The organism is Paenibacillus sp. FSL W8-0194 (assembly GCF_037969745.1).
Lineage (GTDB): Bacteria > Bacillota > Bacilli > Paenibacillales > Paenibacillaceae > Paenibacillus_AQ > Paenibacillus_AQ cookii.
This window is the reverse complement of sequence record NZ_CP150205.1, coordinates 423,337-439,218: the sequence shown is the minus strand read 5'-3', so window position 1 is coordinate 439,218 and position 15,882 is coordinate 423,337. Positions and strand designations below refer to the sequence as shown.

The window sequence follows — 15,882 nt, the reverse complement described above, 5'->3', positions numbered from 1 at the left end:
ACAAGTCATCGCTGCGAACGTCTCACATTCATGCTGGAGGTGTTGGGATGGAAACTCCTTCGAACGTACAGGATGTAGCCAATCTTTATCTTCAAATCGCAACCGCCGGATTCAAAGAGCTCAAAGCGTCGGCCGAAAAGGCCATCAGCCAAATCAAGGACGATGCCAGACTGAATTGGGCTCCGGGCGAAGAGTCCAACAGCATCGCGATTATCGTTAAACACATCAGCGGCCACATGATCTCGCGATGGACGGATTTTCTGACGACGGACGGCGAAAAACCCGGACGCAACCGGGACGAGGAATTCGAAGGCACGCTTTCGTCCCGGGAAGAGCTCCTCGCCGTGTGGAACCGGGGCTGGGACGTATTTTTACGGACGCTTTCGGAACTCAAAGGCGAGGACCTGCTGAGGACCGTCTATATTAAGCAGAAGCCGCATTCCGTGCTTGAAGCCGTCGAGCGCCAGATGTCGCATTATTCAGGCCATGTCGGCCAAATCATTTATCTGGCCAAAATGATTCAAGGCGACGAATGGCAGACGCTTAGCACACCGAAAAGAAAAAAAGCGTGATTTTCGTACCGCCCGGTTCTTGTCGAATAAAGATATCCGGAACAACAGCCCGGGATCTTAAGAAAAAAGCCTCCCGCGCCTTTTTTGGCGGGAGGCTGAATTCTATGCGGTTCCATTTTCGCGGCGATTTCCCGGAACCCGGGACTAAACATTCTCAAAGATTTGATGAGTCCGATTCCACACTACTCCATGTGAGGTAGCGATCGTCCGCCATCGGTCCCTGATCCTTTCGTGGATTAGGCCCTGGTGTTACATACTCCGGTTCATTTGCCGACGTTTCTCCGCCCTTTTTCTTGCATCCAGCTCCCGATGCCGGTCGTACAACACGACGCCCAACATGGCGATCACGATACTAAAACCGACGATCAGCACTATATCCGCCAAACCGCCCGCCAGCAGATAAACCGTAGACAACACAACCGCCGCACCGAAAAAAAGGCCGACGCCTGCCATGAATTTCTTCATGCACCCACTCCCTTTTCATCGACCGAATCCAAGTTCCCGTTCCCGCAAAACAGGCCCGAATTCATGTTCCAACCCAAAGAATCTACTTTCTCCATGTTCCAAAAACAGACATCGAGCAGCGTTTTGGCGGCAAGCACCTGCCCGCAAATCGGTTTGGGGTCCGTCCCCCCTTAAAAGCCGGACTTCTCCTGTAACCTTTCCCGCGGCTTGTGATTATGCTGTACCATGAGGATTGGCAAAATCCTGACGAGAATGACGATGGGGCAAGGTGAAAACGAATGATGAAACCGGATTATTCCTTTATCCATGCCCGGCTGAAGTCGGGAAAATATACGATGAACAAATTGGCCTCCGCGGGATTGACGCTGCTGATGCTCCTGCTGATTTCCCGGATGTTTCCCGTTCCGGAAACGCCTTGGAACGCGGCGGACCCCGAAATGTCCATTACGCCCGAAATTTGGGTTTACAGCTACGCCATGCTGATCTCCATCGCGTCCGATGCGATCCTCGCCGTGCTGCCGCCGCTGAGCAAAATGAAGCAGGCCGCCTTGTATGCGGCTGCGGCGTATAGCGCTTTTTACGGCCTGTTCGCCGCTAATCCCGCGTTTGACGGTTACCGCGACATCGGGGCGGCCGCGGGCGTATGCACGGTGCTCGTTTTTTTCCTGGGAAAGCGGATGTTCTCCGACCGCTCCCTGCTTACCCCGCTGTTTGCGCTTGTCGTTCCGCTCATTTGCCTGTTTTGGCTGTAAGTTGAGCACGGTTTTCCGTCGGTTAAAGCGCCTCGATCAAATCGCCCGCGATCAGGGAGGACGGGTGTCCGCGTCTTTCGGCCGCAGCTTCGCCGGCAAGTCCGTGCAGGTAAACGCCGTAAGCGGCCGCTTGGACGCCGTCCAGCCCCTGGGCCAACAATCCGGCGATGATGCCCGTCAGTACGTCTCCCGATCCGGCCGTCGCCATGCCCGCATTGCCCGTCGTATTGACATAAACGGTACCGTCCGGCCCGGCAATGACCGTGCGCGCCCCTTTGAGCACAAGCGTAACCCGATGGGTTGCCGCATACAGCGAAGCGGCGCCGATCCGGTCCCGCTGGACCTCCTTGACGGACAAGCCGGTCAGGCGGGCCATCTCGCCCGGATGCGGCGTCAGCACCGCATCCGCCTTCCTTCCCTGCCAGACGGGCAAGTCTTTGCAGTCCGCGAGCATATTCAGCGCATCGGCATCCACGACAAGCGGACGCTCGGACTGCTCCCATATGCGCCGCAGCCAGCGACCGTCTCCTTCAAACCGCCCCAGCCCGGGGCCGATGGCCAGCACGCTGCGGCTTGCGGCAAGCTGAAGCACCGTTTCGGCCGAAGCCTCGTCCCAGTCCCCGTCCGCGGCGGGGGCGAGCATAATTTCCGGCGCGGCCCCGGCCATATGCGGCAGCAGCGGTGCAGGCAACGCCCAGGTCACGAGGCCGCTGCCCGCACGCAAAGCCGCCCGGCTGCACAGCAGGCCCGCGCCGCTCATGCGCGGGCTTCCGGCCGCCACAAGCACGTGGCCATACGTGCCTTTGTGGCCGTCCGGCGAGCGGCGGCGCGCCGTGTCTACGCGCAAGCGGCCGCGCAGCACCGCTTCGGTCAGCAGGAAGGCGCCCCCTTCCTGCTGACCGCACAGCTCCGAGGGTATCCCGATGGAGCGCACCACCACCTCCCCGGCGGCTTCCGCGCCGGGGTACTGCGTCAAGCCTCGCTTCAGGAACGCGAGGCAAACGGTCAGCCGGGCCGCGATGCACGGCCGGCCGACTTCCCCCGTGTCGGCGTCCAGCCCGCTGGGGATGTCCGCCGACACGATGGTCTTGCCGCTGGCATTCGCCGCGGCAATCATGTCCGCGTACGCGCCCCGCGGCTGGCCGTGGGCGCCGGTCCCAAGCAGGGCATCAACGATGCCCGTGCATCCGTCATAGTCCACGGCATCGCGCCCGTGGACAAGCAAGGGGATGCCAAGGGCCGCGGCGGCGTCCCGCTGCAGGGCGGCATCCCCTTGCAGCTGCTCCGGCGGCAGGGCATAGACCACCGTCACGCGGATGCCCGCCTCGCGCAAATGACGCGCGGCCACCAAACCGTCGCCGCCGTTGTTGCCCTTGCCGGCGAGGATCAGCCAATGCTCGCGTTCCGGCTGATCCAGCGCAAGGCCGGCGTCGCCCCGGATGCATCCGCGCCCTCCTGCTTGCCGGCCGATGCCTTCCGCCTCATTCCGGTCTGCCCGTGCAGGCTGCCGCTCGCGGCAAAGCCGGATCACTTCCTCCGCGATCGCCTTGCCGGCGTTTTCCATCAGCGCCATGGAAGGAATGCCGATCTCCTCTATTGCGCGGCGATCGAGCTCCCGCATCTGCGCCGAAGTTACGATATGCATTCAAGTCTACCTCCTTGTCAGCAGGTCCGCACCCATCATTTTCGCGTAAACCGACCGCATGTTCCGCTTTGAGGGAAGCGGAGCCCGCGTGCTTGCCTCAATACCCCACCGTAAATCTTGAACGGACGAAATAAGGATCCTCCAGTTCATCCACAAGCGCCGCGGCCAAATCGGCGATCGTGATCCGGCTGCTGCCGAGCTCGTCGGTGATCAGCCGGTCGATGCCGATTCTGAAATTGCCGCTGCGGGGGCCGTCTTCCAGTGCGGCCGCCGGACTCAAATACGTCCAATCCAGGTCGGAACGGCTGTAAATCACGTAGGCGTCGGCATGCGCCGCAGCCAGCGGAAACCATTCTTCCGGAAACGAAGGCGTATCCATCAGCCGGGTGCCGTCATCGGTCAGCAGGCTGCCGGCGCCGCCTACGACAAGCAGGCGTTTCGTTCCCGAACGGCGTACCCCTTCGATCAGCGAACGCGCCGCTTCAAGCAGCTCCTCCTCTTCTCCCGGCTTCGGTCCGTAGGCGCTGATCACCGCCTCGCGTCCTTTCGCATTTCTTTCGACCGTCGCGGGGTCCAACAAATTCCCCTCCACGGCATGCAGACGTTCATGCTCTATCTTTAACCGGGAGGCGTCGCGTACGACAGCCGTTATGTCATGGCCGCGGTTTAGCGCCTCCCGGACCAAGGCCTGCCCGACTTTGCCGGTGGCTCCGAAAATCGTTATGTTCATGGGGTGAATGGTTTCTGTCATGAAGATGTCTCCTCTGTCTCAATTTGCTTTGAACCTGCCGAAGCTTTAGTCCAAATGATCTCTTTTCCGCTATTCCTATATTACCCTTAAAAGCCGTTTTATGCCCGCAAATCTTCGGGTGGCGTTCAACACGCGGCACAGAAAACACGCGATTTCCCCCATCCATCCTTTATAGACCGAACGATTCATGGGACTGTCGCCGCCCGCGACCGCAGCCCACGTTTCAATTCATTCGACGATTCTATCCGTTGACTTGTCTTATTAACATCTGCCGAATGACCAAGTGCCGCTTCATCCAAGCTTTGTCGAATATTTTTTCCTATTATCCCGCAAAAAAAAGCGCCGCGCTCCCGGGTACGGGAGTCGCGGCGCCTTGGCCTTCGTTAGCCTTGCAAGCTCATGTATTCGTTTATGCCGCGGCGTCCGTTCCGGCGCCATCGCATCCCGTTTCGGAGGTGGGAAAGAGCCGGCGAGCCCTGCGTTACGAATACACCGGTTCCAGCTCTTCCGCCGGCACGACGGCCGCCTTCAGTTCCAGCTCAAGCTCTTCCGCGTATTCCCGAACCTGTTCTTCGCTATAGCCCAACTGCTCCGCCATGAAGCTGACGACGGGTTCTTTCCACTGTCGCACCCATGCGATATCGAAAAACAGCGCCCCGGTCCGCCGGATGAAAAAGTCGACGGGTTTTGCCGCCGTTTCCTCCTCGATCGCGTACAGAAGCATTGCCTGCACTTCCCGGGACAGTCCGCGGCCCGTACCGGCCTTTTGCGCCGAAAGGATCCGGTCGAATACGGCCGGAACGTTCGAGCCGTAACGGAGCGCAAGCCGTTGGGCCGATTCCGGCGCGAGGCCGATTTGCTTGCCTTTTTCCGTCATTTCGCGAACGAATTCGGGAAAACGCGCCGAGCCGCCTACATCCCCGCCGGAAATGGGCAGCGTCCGCGTAGCGCACGGGGCGAACGGCCCGAACCCTTCGGCCTGGAGCTTCCGGGCGAGCAGATCCGTGATGGTTTCGGCCATTTTGCGATAACCCGTCAGTTTGCCGCCGGCGATCGTCAGCATGCCCGAAGGCGAAACGAAAATTTCGTCGCGCCGCGAGACTTCCGAAGGCGATTTGCCTTCCTCGTAGATCAGCGGACGCAGGCCCGCCCAGCTGGATTCGATATCCTTCGCCGTCAGCAGCAGCTCTGGAAACATATGATTGCAGGCGGCCAACAAATAATCCCGGTCCTCGGCCGTCGCGCGCGGATGAACCGTGTCTCCCGCATAGTCGGTATCGGTCGTGCCCACGTACGTTTTTCCGTCGCGGGGAATGGCAAACACCATCCGTTTGTCGGCCGTATCGAAGTAAATCGCCTGCCGGAGCGGAAAACGCGAGCCGTCGAAAACCAGATGCACGCCTTTGGTCAGGCGCAGCGTTTTGCCGGATTTGGACCGGTCCAGCTCCCGCAGCGTATCGACCCAAGGCCCGGTTGCATTGACGACTTTCCGGGCCCGGATCTCGTATACGCCCCCGCCGATGACGTCTCTTGCCTTCACCCCGACCAGTTTGCCGCCTTCGTATACAAGCTCCTCCGCTTTGGCGTAATTGACGGCGCTCGCCCCGGCTTCCACCGCTTTTTTCATGACTTCGATCGTCAAGCGCGCGTCATCCGTGCGGTACTCCACGTAATAACCGCCGCCTCTTAAGCCCTGCTTCCGCAGCAGCGGCTCTTTGCCGAGCGTCTCTTCTTTGCTTAACATTTTGCGTCGTTCTTCGGGTTTAACCCCTGCCAGGAAATCGTACACGCGCAGCCCGACCGACGTCGTGAACGCCCCGAACGTGCCGTCTTCGTAAAACGGCAAGAGCATCCACTCCGGCGTCGTGACGTGGGGCCCGTTTTCATAAACCACGGCGCGTTCCTTTCCGACCTCGGCCACCATCTTCACCTCGAACTGCTTCAAGTAGCGAAGCCCGCCGTGGACCAGCTTGGTCGATCGGCTGGACGTTCCCGCCGCAAAATCCTGCATCTCGATCAAGGCCGTTTTCATTCCCCGCTTCTGCGCATCCAGGGCAATGCCTGCCCCTGTGATGCCGCCGCCGATAATCAGAACGTCATAAATCCCGTTTGCCATTTCCTCAAGCCTGGTTCGGCGATCCATTCCGGAAAACCTATGCTTCATATCGCAGCCCCTCTTTCGATAAAGTAAAAAAACCACGAAGATCCCGCAGCTTTCGCGTGCAAAACGCGAAGCGCGGGCGTTCGTGGTTGTCTCAAACGTCTCCTACCATCGTATGAACTTGTAATCATTATAGCATGCAAACGGCGATTGCAGTATCCCTATTTGTAAGCCATCGCTGCCCGAACCGCCTTTTGCCACCCTTCATACAGGCGGCGCCTCTCATCATCGGGCATGGCCGGTTTAAAAGACCGGTCGAGCCTCCAGCTCCCTTTGATCTCGTCCTGGTCCTTCCAATAGCCGACCGCAAGCCCGGCCAAATAAGCGGCGCCCAGCGCCGTCGTTTCGTTGACGATCGGCCGCTCCACTTCCGTATCGAGCAGATCGCTTTGAAACTGCATCAGAAATTCGTTGCGCACCGCGCCCCCGTCCACGCGCAGGCTGGTCAGCTTCAGTCCGGAATCGACGGCCATCACGTCCAGCACGTCCTTGCTCTGATACGCCAGCGATTCCAGCGTCGCCCGAACGAAATGCTCTTTTGTCGTTCCGCGCGTCAGCCCGAAAACGGCTCCCCGCATGTCGCCGTCCCAATAGGGCGTGCCCATGCCGACGAATGCAGGCACGACGTATACGCCTTCGGTCGACGGGACGCGTGCCGCATATTGCTCGCTGTCCGCCGCGGTTTTCAGCATCCGTAGCGAATCCCGCAGCCACTGCAAAGCCGATCCGGCCACAAACACGCTGCCTTCAAGCGCGTATTCGATCCGGCCGCCAATCCCCCAGGCAATGGTCGTCAGCAGGCCGTGTTTGGAGTCGACCGCCTCATGCCCGGTATTCATCAGCATGAAGCAGCCGGTTCCATACGTGTTTTTGGCCATCCCTTTCTCGAAACAGGCCTGACCGAACAGTGCCGCCTGCTGGTCCCCCGCGATGCCGGCGATCGGCACCTGCCTGCCGAAGAAATGATGCTCCACGGTGCTTCCGTATACCTCGGAGGACGAACGCACCTCCGGGAGCATCGCTTTCGGAATATCTAAAATTTGAAGCAATTGGTCGTCCCAAGCGAGCTCGTGGATGTTATAAAGAAGCGTCCTCGACGCATTGGAATAATCGGTCACATGCGCCTTGCCGCCGGTCAGCTTCCATACGAGCCAGGCATCGATCGTGCCGAACAGCAGCTCGCCTTTTTCCGCCTTTTCACGGGCTCCCTCGACGTGGTCGAGGAGCCATTTGATTTTCGTTCCTGAAAAATAAGCATCGATGACAAGGCCCGTCTTTTGGCGGAACAGCTCTTCATATCCCCGGCCCTTTAAGTCTTCGCAAATGTCGGCCGATTGCCTGGACTGCCATACGATCGCGCGATGGATCGGCCTCCCCGTAGTTCTGTCCCACACGACCGCCGTCTCCCGCTGGTTCGTAATGCCGATCGCTTCGATCTGCTCGGGCCCGATGCCCGCCATCGACAACGACCCGGCAATCACGGCCAGCACCGAAACCCAGATTTCGTTCGCATCGTGTTCGACCCAGCCCGGTTCCGGAAAATACTGCTTGATTTCTTGCTGCGCCGAGCTGACGACCTGCCCGTTTTTATCGAAAATGATGGCCCGGGAGCTGGTCGTCCCTTGATCGAGAGCCATAATATAGGTTTGCGGCAACCTAGTCCCCCTCCTTATGCTCAAAATGCTTCCACAGCTCGACGTTCGACGTCGTCACGGCCGACGCTCCCGCGGCAATCGCCTGTTCCACGTCGTTCACCGTGCGGATCAGCCCGCCCGCGAACACCGGAATCCCGGTTCGTTCGGACACTTCGGTAATCATATGCGGGATCACGCCGGGCAGCACTTCGATGTAATCGGGCTGCGTCCGCTTGAACATCGCGTAGCTTTTCTCCAATGCATTCGTATCCAGCAGGAATAAGCGCTGAATCGCAAGCAGCCCGTTTTGCTTCGTTTTCGCGATGACCCCAGCCCGGGTCGAAACGATGCCCGCCGGCTTCACGACCTGGCACAAATACTCCGCCGCGTATTCGTCGTTTTTCAGCCCCTCGATCAGATCCGCGTGGAGCAGCGGCTTTTTGCCGTGCGATTTCGCGAGTTGAACGATCGAACTGATTTGGCTGATGTGCGTATCCAAAATGACGATATGCTCGTACGACAATTTCATCAGTTTTTCCAGGTCCTTCACTTTACGGGCGGCCGGCAAAATGCGTTGATTCGTAAAGGTCATGTCGCTCCCCCATCCCTGTTCCTTTTTACGATAAAACGAAAAAGAGAAAAGAAAAACACCAAACGGTCCCCAGAGGGACTTCATTCGCGTGTTCTCCTTTTCTCCGCCACTTTTATGAACTTGCGATTCATTATAAATCAAAATGTAAGCGGTGTCTACCCGCTTCGGCCGGCGGTCAGTGTCAAGCTAGCGTGGGCAGTCATTTAAGATGCCTGGAACGCGAACCCCGAAGGAACCTCTTCCTTGTAAGCGCTTTGCTTCGTTCTTTCATCAAACACAAGTGATTTGTCAGAATTTTTTGCCGTTATCCGCGAAGTGCTTTGAGTGCCATACCCGTTGTGCTGCTTTGCTTCGGTCCTTGCAGCATGCGAATCATTCCAGCGATACAACCCTTGACCGGTTGCGTCACGTTCTTGAGCAATTGCCGCATGTTTATCGACTGCTGCGGCGTTGCCTGCTTACTCGCTTGTCCTTCAACCGTTCTTACCACCGTGCCCGCTTCTTGAATCCTCATCATCGTCCTCAGCATCGCCCTGACGCCTCGCTCACTCCAACTGTACCCGCCACGCTTCGTCCGCTTGGCGAATATACGCATCTGCGATTCCGCGCTTCCCATCGGGCGCATGCCGCTTGTGTCGATCCCCTTCGCCTGGAGTGTTTTTCGGTAGTCGTCCAAATGCTTCTCATGCCGCTTTAGAAATCTTTTATACGGCTTCCAATCCTTCCGGTTCTCTTCCGCTATCTCTTGCTCCGACACGCCTTCCAGGACCGCCATAAGCGCGGCTGCATCCTGTTTGGCCAAAGACCGTCTCACGGTCTCCCACACCTGCGGCAAATGACCAACAAAGCGTTTCAAATCACGCGCCACATGAAAGCGGTCCAGCATGTACAGACATTGGTGAAAGTAGGATGTACATTCCCCGATCCACGCCGCGCCGTCTCCGTTCACCACAAGCCACGTGTTCTCGTCGATTTCGTAACGCTCCACCAGAAAGTCCCCGAACCCTTCCCAGAAGTCGCCGCCGCTCGTATGCAGGTAATGCTGTTTGTTCTTCAGCTGTACCCGCTTGCCGTTCTTCTCCCAGCCTTCGTGTACGACTGCAATTGCGTTCTCCATCCCGCGCTTTTTGCTCCGCTGCAGCTTCGTGTACAGCCCATCCACTTCCACGAACAGCACGCGGGCAGCGCGCCGTTTCACCGCTGGCATCGGCTGTTGCGCACGCTCCATCAGTTTTTCCCTGATCGCTTGGTGGCTCAGCACATTGTAGCCCAAAAGCTGCTCCAGCCGCTTTGCGCTGTCCCGGTACGACGGTCCTTGGCTTGCGAATGCGATTGCTGTCTCTTCCAAATGCGGACTGACTTTCCCGCGCCCTTCGAATTGCAACAGCTGATCCAGCAGATACACGTGTTTGCCGCTTCTACGGTCACAGTACAATCTCCGCTTAAAGCGCACATTCCCGAACACTGTGTTGACGCTTGTTTCACGCTCGTCCTTTACTCGATAACGCTCTCGGTCCCGTTGCTCCAGGATCTGCTGATCCAGCGCCTCCAGCACCTGCTTCATCGCACGAGCGAATTCCTCCTGCATTTTCCGGAAAATCCATTGCTCAATCTCTTTCATCGTCGGCATTATTGTGGTAAAGTGGCTCACAGGAGCTTCCTCCTTCTTGGTGTGTTGTGCGTCAAACATCACTTTACCAAGGGAGAAGCTCTTTTTCTATATCCGCTTTTTCCAATTCCTACACCCACAGAGATTTTACACTATCCGGCCGGCGGCGAAAGCGGTTCGCCGGATATAAAAGCGTTCTTTATGTTTAAACTTTCTTATAACCATAAAAATATAGACACCCGTTATCCGCGCCAATTTTTCTTCCGATATCAGGACGGCCGTCCTCGAAGCTCGTTCTTTTCTGTTATCATATGGGATAACCCATTTCTATCCAAATGGTGTGCCGCCGGCAAATCCAAAAGCGGCGATCAGGATCGATTCTATATTTTGCAAAGGAGCTGATGAATGCATGGTTGCAGAGTACATCATCCGTCTGGCGGTAGCCGGGCTGCTGGGCGCGATCATCGGCCTGGAGCGGGAGCTGCGGGCCAAGGAGGCGGGGCTCAGAACCCATTTTCTCGTCGCGGTCGGCAGCGCGCTTATTATGCTTGTGTCGCAATACGGCTTTTCCCAGGTGCTGGAACACGGCCATGTCTCGCTGGATCCGAGCCGCGTCGCGGCGCAGGCGGTCAGCGGCATCGGTTTTCTCGGGGCCGGCATGATCATCATTGAACGGAAAATGGTGCGCGGATTGACGACGGCGGCCGGGGTATGGGCGACCTCGGGCATCGGCTTGACGATCGGTTCGGGCATGTATGCCGCGGGCATCAGCGCGACGGTCCTTGTCATGATCGGCCTGGAACTGCTCAGCATGATTTTCAAATCCGGGCGGGCGCTGCAGATTTCCTTCGAGCTGGATTCCAAATCATCCGTCAAGCCGATATTGGAGTCGCTAACGTCGCGGAAAATCTCCATCTCGTCGTACGAAATGGAGCAGGACCCCGAACGCCTTGGCATGTACCATCTTAAAATCGATGCCAAAACGAAATATAACGGGACCCTGCAGGAGCTGCTCGAGGATCTGGACAGTTTGCCGCATATTTTGTCGGCGAAGCTGGAATAATTCAGGAAATATTGAAATCCGGAGCCTATTGTGCAATAGTGGAATCAAACGCGATAAAGGAGGGTTGCGCATTGCCGTTTGCGGCTTGGATTCATGCAGATGATCTCACCGGTACGCAGTCCGGAATCATCTTTACGGGATTTGCGGTGATCGCGTTCATATGGATATACGTCCGCACCGCCCGCTCTTTTCGAAAGGCCGCCTCGGAACGGCTTGAAAGGCTGCGCCAGACGCTTGATCCGTACTGCCGCGCGGCAGGCATGCTGAGCGGCGATGCGGATGCCGCTCCGGATGAAGCGGAGCATGAGCCCGAACCGCTGCATCTGCTCCTGCAGCAATGCAAAGCTGCCCCTCTGGTGACGACGGAGATGATCGAAGCCATCGACGCTTATGCCAGGGACCGGGACGCCTCGCGCCATGCCCAGCTTGAACGGCTGCTGGACCGCGAGATCAAGAAAAAAATCGCCGAGCAGGCTTCCATTATCCGCTCGTTGGACAACCCGGGGTGGGGAACGGCCTTTTGGAAGCTCGTGCGGCCTGCGGTGCCTTTTTTCCTTTTGGCTTGCATCGTCTATTGGAGCCTGGGGCTTTACGGGCAGTTCCATGATCATCGTATCCCGGCGCTTTCCTGGACCGGAGTCGAGCTGTGGATGCGGTATGTTTCATGCCTCGTGGCCGTCGTTTCCTTTCATTTTGCCGTGATGACGCCCCGCAAGGATTCGCCCAAATTCGCTTATCGGATGCTGGCCTTATGCATCACCGCCGCGGCAGCGGCCCATCTTGCCGGCCTGCAGGCTGCCCCTTACATATTAGCGGTTCAAATTCTCTTGTTTTTGTGCGGTTTCGGATTGGGACCGAAACGTTCGCGGAGGGACCGTCCGTACGCGGGTTCCGCCGACTTGTTGGAGCCTGGCGACCCGACGCGGCACAACAAATAACCCGCTGACGGCAAGCCTTCGATTACGGCTTGCTGCATCAGCGGGTTTTGACTTTTTCCGTTCCGTCCTTCCGTGTCTGTTCTGTTCGGGTCCCTGCCCGGGAAGATTCCGGGAGCTGAAGCAGATTTGCCCGGCCGCCGCTACCGGCGGTCCGGCGCGGCCTTTTTCAAATCCTGCCTCGATCTGGCTGCGATTCCCGCCTTCGCCGGCTTGGAGGGCGTATTCTCAAAGCGCTTCCGCTCCGTCCGTTCCATTTGCACGATTTGGCCTTCATGCACGACGATATGCAGGGAACCGAATTCCATGTCGTTTAGCTGGCCGGCGATCCTCTCAAGCCATACCTCATTTAACTGGAGCCCTTTTGCCATGACAAGCGCCTCCTTTGCTTCAGAACGATATTCATGAATTGCATACACAATCAATTCATTCTTTTCCAACCAATTTACTTTGTTTTATGATGTTACAGTTACATTATCATGCCGCCAAAATCGCTGTCAATCCGGATTTTGTAAAATTTGCTCCGGCCGCTCCCGGGGCCGCGTCAATGCTCATGTTTTCTTGCATACAGGCTCTTGATCAGCAGGGTCGCGAGAGCCAGCAGCAGAAGCAGCGAAGCGACGGCAAACGAGGCCGAAAACTGGTACTCGTTGTACAGAATCTCCACATGCAGCGGCAGCGTGTTCGTCTCTCCGCGGATATGTCCCGACACGACCGATACCGCGCCGAATTCCCCCATCGCCCTCGCATTGCAAAGGATGATTCCGTAAATCAGGCCCCATTTGATGTTCGGCAGCGTCACCTTCGTAAACACGGTCCAGCCTTTCGCGCCAAGCGTGATGGCCGCCTCCTCTTCCTGCTGGCCCTGATCTTCCATGAGCGGGATCAGTTCCCTCGCCACGAAAGGAAAGGTGACAAAAAGCGTCGCCAGCACGATGCCGGGGACGGCATAAATGATTTTGACGTCATGGTCCGCCAGCCACGGGCCGAACCAGCCGTTCGCCCCGAACACCAGCACGAAGATCAGCCCGCCGATGACCGGGGAAACCGCAAACGGCAAATCGATCAGCGTGATCAAAACGCCCTTGCCTTTAAATTTGAATTTGGCGATTGCCCAAGCGGCGGCCACCCCGAAAATCGTATTCAAGGGAACGGTCGCAAGCGCCACAAAAAGCGTCAGTTTCAGCGCCGACAGCGCATCCGGATCCGACAAAGCGGTGATATACACGTCCCATCCCTTTTTCAGCGCCTGCGTCAGGACGACGACAAGCGGCAGCACGATCAACCACAACAAAACCAGGCCTGCGCCGGCGATCAGCAGCCATTTGACGAACGGTCTTTCCGTTGCGGCCCGCGACGCCTGCACTTGCTTCACGGCAGCGGCTCCAGGTACGCCTCCCGCCATCTATACCGCCTCCTTTTTCCGGCTGGACCATCGCTGCAACGAATTGATGACCAGCAGCATCAGGAACGAAATGAGCAGCAGCAGCACCGCTACGGCCGACGCTCCCGCGTAATCGTACTGCTCCAACTTGGACATGATGAGCAGCGGCGCGATTTCCGTTTTCATCGGCATATTGCCGGATATAAACACGACCGAGCCGTACTCCCCGATGCCTCTGGCAAAAGCGAGAGCAAAGCCGGTAAGCAGCGGCGGAACCAGCGCCGGCAGCACGATGCTGCGGAACGTCCGGAACCTGCCGGCCCCAAGCGTGGCGGAAGCCTCCTCGGCATCGCGGTCCATATCCTGCAGGACCGGCTGGAGCGTCCGGACGACAAACGGCAGGCCGATGAACATCAGCGCCAGCGTGATGCCAAGCTGCGAAAAGGCGACTTTAACGCCAAGCGGCGCCAGCAGCGAGCCGATCCATCCGTTCGGGGCATATAAGGCAGTCAGCGACACGCCAGCCACCGCCGTCGGCAGCGCAAACGGCAAATCGATCAGCGCGTCGCACAGCTTCCTTCCCGGAAATTCGTAACGGACGAGTACCCAGGCCAACAGCAGGCCAAGCACGGCATCCACGAGCGCGGCCGCGGCCGACGTCGTGAAGCTGATCCGGTACGAGGCAAGCACGCGCGGGTCGGTCGCCACCTGCCAGAACTTGGCCCAGTCGAGACCGGTCGAGTTGATGAGCAGCGCCGAGAGCGGCACCAGCACGACCAGGCTCAAATACGCGACGCTGAATCCCAGCGTCAGGCCGAAGCCGGGAAGCACCCGGCTTTGGCCCGTTTTTCTTCGGCTCATGCGTTCACCCCTTCCCTTGCTCGGTCCCCATTATTTGCCCGGCGTATAGATCTCGTCGAATACCCCGCCGTCGTTAAAATGTTTCGCTTGCGTTTCGGCCCATGTCCCGAAAATATCCTTTAGCGTAAACAGATCGAGCGTTTTAAACGTGTCTTTATATTGGTCCAGCACCGATGAAAGCGTCGGGCGGTAGAAGTTTTCCGCGGCGATTTTTTGCCCTTCCTCCGAATATAGATACTTCAGGTAAGCTTCCGCGACCTCGCGCGTCCCTTTTTTGTCCACGACTTTATCCACGACCGCCACCGGCGGTTCCGCCAAAATGCTGACCGAAGGATAAACGATGTCGAATTTGTCCGGGCCCAGCTCCTTGACCGACAACAGCGCTTCGTTTTCCCACGCCAGCAGCACGTCGCCGATGCCCCGCTCCACGAACGTCGTCGTCGCCCCGCGGGCGCCGGTGTCCAGCACGGGCACATGCTTGAACAGCTCGCGCACGAATTCTTTTGCTTTTTGCTCGTCGTTGTTGTTCTGCTTCAGGGCGTATCCCCAAGCGGCCAGGTAATTCCACCTTGCTCCGCCCGACGTTTTCGGATTCGGCGTAATGACCTGCACGTCGCCCTTGATCAGGTCGTTCCAGTCCTTGATGCCCTTCGGGTTGCCTTTCCGCACCAAAAAGACGATGGTTGAATTGTACGGCGTGCTGTTCAGCTCGAATTTGTCCTGCCATCCCTCTTGAATGAGCCCTTTTTTCTGGATGGCGTCGATGTCGTAACCCAAAGCGAGCGTCACCACGTCCGCCTCCAATCCGTCGATCACGGAGCGGCTTTGCGCGCCGGAACCGCCATGGGACTGCTTGATCGTGACTTTTTGCCCCTTTTCTTTTTCCCAATACGCCGCAAACGCCTTGTTGTAATTTTCATACAGCTCCCGGGTCGGGTCATACGAAACGTTCAGCAATTGAATCTCTTTGGCTTCGCTTTTGGTTTCGCTTTTGGCCTCGCTGCCTTGGCTCTGTCCCCCCGCCGCTGCGGACTGACCGGCTTCTTTTTTTGCGCCGCAAGCGGCCAGCGCCGCCGTCAGCAGCACTGCGAGCGTGATTGCCGCTCCTTTTTTTGCGATTTGGATCCCCTTGCGATTCATCATGGTCCCACTCCCATTTCTTAAATGATGTTCCCCGCCTAAGCTTCAAGCCACAAAAAAACGGAGAAACCCCTGTCCAATGATCTGCGCGTGCTAAAAAAGCGCATCTTGCCATTCGGATCGGCGGTTCCTCCGTTTGTACGGCGGGAACGATGTGATTCGGATAATGTTGCGTTGTTATTTTTGATTAATCCTACCTGTTTAGTATGTTATATTGGTATTGTAATCATGACTCTTAGCGCCGTCAATCCTTTTTTTAGAAAAAAAGCGGCTTTTTTCAAACAGCGGCGAACCCGCATAAAAAGGCAGCCTTCGCAT

At 57.6% G+C, this 15,882-nt stretch carries 15 protein-coding genes; 4 read left to right on the top strand and 11 right to left on the bottom strand.

Features of this window, described 5'->3' with window-relative positions; genetic code table 11:
* Positions 1 to 47: 47 nt before the first annotated feature.
* Positions 48 to 572, top strand: coding sequence for a DUF1572 family protein (locus tag MKY58_RS01820; protein ID WP_339323212.1), 525 nt, complete (start codon positions 48 to 50; stop codon positions 570 to 572).
* Positions 573 to 821: 249 nt separating this feature from the next.
* On the opposite strand, the gene MKY58_RS01815 is transcribed toward MKY58_RS01820, so the two are convergent.
* Complete coding sequence (locus MKY58_RS01815; RefSeq protein ID WP_339323211.1) at positions 822 to 1,037, bottom strand: hypothetical protein; 216 nt, start codon at positions 1,035 to 1,037, stop codon at positions 822 to 824.
* A gap of 278 nt (positions 1,038 to 1,315) precedes the next feature.
* On the opposite strand from MKY58_RS01815, the gene MKY58_RS01810 reads away from it, so the two are divergent.
* The gene (locus tag MKY58_RS01810; protein WP_036708685.1) at positions 1,316 to 1,789 is read left to right on the top strand and encodes a hypothetical protein; all 474 of its coding nucleotides are present in this window, start codon (positions 1,316 to 1,318) and stop codon (positions 1,787 to 1,789) included.
* Between the two features lie 22 nt (positions 1,790 to 1,811).
* On the opposite strand, the gene MKY58_RS01805 is transcribed toward MKY58_RS01810, so the two are convergent.
* From MKY58_RS01805 to MKY58_RS01780, 6 genes are all read right to left on the bottom strand, one after another.
* A complete protein-coding gene (locus MKY58_RS01805) occupies positions 1,812 to 3,434 on the bottom strand; it encodes an NAD(P)H-hydrate dehydratase (RefSeq protein ID WP_339323210.1) in 1,623 nt (540 codons plus the stop codon).
* A gap of 97 nt (positions 3,435 to 3,531) precedes the next feature.
* A complete protein-coding gene (locus tag MKY58_RS01800; RefSeq protein WP_339325018.1) occupies positions 3,532 to 4,164 on the bottom strand; it encodes an NAD(P)H-binding protein in 633 nt (210 codons plus the stop codon).
* 502 nt (positions 4,165 to 4,666) lie between these two features.
* Positions 4,667 to 6,349, bottom strand: coding sequence for an FAD-dependent oxidoreductase (locus MKY58_RS01795; RefSeq protein WP_339323209.1), 1,683 nt, complete (start codon positions 6,347 to 6,349; stop codon positions 4,667 to 4,669).
* 158 nt (positions 6,350 to 6,507) lie between these two features.
* Entirely contained in the window at positions 6,508 to 7,983 is a 1,476-nt protein-coding gene (gene glpK, locus MKY58_RS01790) for a glycerol kinase GlpK (protein WP_339325017.1), read from the bottom strand.
* A 19-nt stretch (positions 7,984 to 8,002) separates the two neighbouring features.
* Positions 8,003 to 8,572: a glycerol-3-phosphate responsive antiterminator gene (locus tag MKY58_RS01785; protein ID WP_339325016.1), complete on the bottom strand. Its 570-nt coding sequence runs from the start codon at positions 8,570 to 8,572 to the stop codon at positions 8,003 to 8,005.
* Positions 8,573 to 8,876: 304 nt separating this feature from the next.
* Complete coding sequence (locus MKY58_RS01780; RefSeq protein WP_339320778.1) at positions 8,877 to 10,223, bottom strand: ISLre2-like element ISTco1 family transposase; 1,347 nt, start codon at positions 10,221 to 10,223, stop codon at positions 8,877 to 8,879.
* Positions 10,224 to 10,590: 367 nt separating this feature from the next.
* Here MKY58_RS01780 and MKY58_RS01775 point away from each other — a divergent pair, with 367 nt between their 5' ends.
* Together MKY58_RS01775 and MKY58_RS01770 are read left to right on the top strand one after the other, a co-directional pair.
* Positions 10,591 to 11,244, top strand: coding sequence for an MgtC/SapB family protein (locus tag MKY58_RS01775; protein ID WP_339323208.1), 654 nt, complete (start codon positions 10,591 to 10,593; stop codon positions 11,242 to 11,244).
* 71 nt (positions 11,245 to 11,315) lie between these two features.
* Positions 11,316 to 12,182 carry a hypothetical protein gene (locus tag MKY58_RS01770; RefSeq protein ID WP_339323207.1) on the top strand — a complete coding sequence of 289 codons (867 nt, stop codon included), beginning with the start codon at positions 11,316 to 11,318 and terminating at the stop codon, positions 12,180 to 12,182.
* A 140-nt stretch (positions 12,183 to 12,322) separates the two neighbouring features.
* Here MKY58_RS01770 and MKY58_RS01765 read toward each other — a convergent pair whose 3' ends face one another.
* The 4 genes from MKY58_RS01765 to MKY58_RS01750 form a co-directional block, all read right to left on the bottom strand.
* Complete coding sequence (locus tag MKY58_RS01765) at positions 12,323 to 12,550, bottom strand: YezD family protein (protein WP_339323206.1); 228 nt, start codon at positions 12,548 to 12,550, stop codon at positions 12,323 to 12,325.
* A 173-nt stretch (positions 12,551 to 12,723) separates the two neighbouring features.
* Complete coding sequence (gene cysW / locus MKY58_RS01760) at positions 12,724 to 13,584, bottom strand: sulfate ABC transporter permease subunit CysW (RefSeq protein ID WP_339323205.1); 861 nt, start codon at positions 13,582 to 13,584, stop codon at positions 12,724 to 12,726.
* Positions 13,585 to 14,424 (bottom strand): sulfate ABC transporter permease subunit CysT, encoded by an 840-nt coding sequence (cysT, locus tag MKY58_RS01755; protein ID WP_036708671.1) that lies wholly within the window; start codon positions 14,422 to 14,424, stop codon positions 13,585 to 13,587. It abuts the gene before it with no gap.
* Positions 14,425 to 14,454: 30 nt separating this feature from the next.
* Positions 14,455 to 15,564, bottom strand: coding sequence for a sulfate ABC transporter substrate-binding protein (locus MKY58_RS01750; RefSeq protein WP_339325015.1), 1,110 nt, complete (start codon positions 15,562 to 15,564; stop codon positions 14,455 to 14,457).
* Positions 15,565 to 15,882: the final 318 nt, after the last annotated feature.

Coding starts and splice junctions, on each gene's coding strand:
- cysW (WP_339323205.1), bottom strand. CDS start 13,584: ATGGCGGGAGGCGTACCTGGAGCCGCTGCCGTGAAGCAAGTGCAGGCG.
- glpK (WP_339325017.1), bottom strand. CDS start 7,983: ATGGCTCTCGATCAAGGGACGACCAGCTCCCGGGCCATCATTTTCGAT.
- MKY58_RS01765 (WP_339323206.1), bottom strand. CDS start 12,550: ATGGCAAAAGGGCTCCAGTTAAATGAGGTATGGCTTGAGAGGATCGCC.
- MKY58_RS01750 (WP_339325015.1), bottom strand. CDS start 15,564: ATGAATCGCAAGGGGATCCAAATCGCAAAAAAAGGAGCGGCAATCACG.
- MKY58_RS01815 (WP_339323211.1), bottom strand. CDS start 1,037: ATGAAGAAATTCATGGCAGGCGTCGGCCTTTTTTTCGGTGCGGCGGTT.
- MKY58_RS01775 (WP_339323208.1), top strand. CDS start 10,591: ATGGTTGCAGAGTACATCATCCGTCTGGCGGTAGCCGGGCTGCTGGGC.
- MKY58_RS01805 (WP_339323210.1), bottom strand. CDS start 3,434: ATGCATATCGTAACTTCGGCGCAGATGCGGGAGCTCGATCGCCGCGCA.
- MKY58_RS01810 (WP_036708685.1), top strand. CDS start 1,316: ATGATGAAACCGGATTATTCCTTTATCCATGCCCGGCTGAAGTCGGGA.
- MKY58_RS01820 (WP_339323212.1), top strand. CDS start 48: ATGGAAACTCCTTCGAACGTACAGGATGTAGCCAATCTTTATCTTCAA.
- cysT (WP_036708671.1), bottom strand. CDS start 14,424: ATGAGCCGAAGAAAAACGGGCCAAAGCCGGGTGCTTCCCGGCTTCGGC.
- MKY58_RS01800 (WP_339325018.1), bottom strand. CDS start 4,164: ATGAACATAACGATTTTCGGAGCCACCGGCAAAGTCGGGCAGGCCTTG.
- MKY58_RS01785 (WP_339325016.1), bottom strand. CDS start 8,572: ATGACCTTTACGAATCAACGCATTTTGCCGGCCGCCCGTAAAGTGAAG.
- MKY58_RS01795 (WP_339323209.1), bottom strand. CDS start 6,349: ATGAAGCATAGGTTTTCCGGAATGGATCGCCGAACCAGGCTTGAGGAA.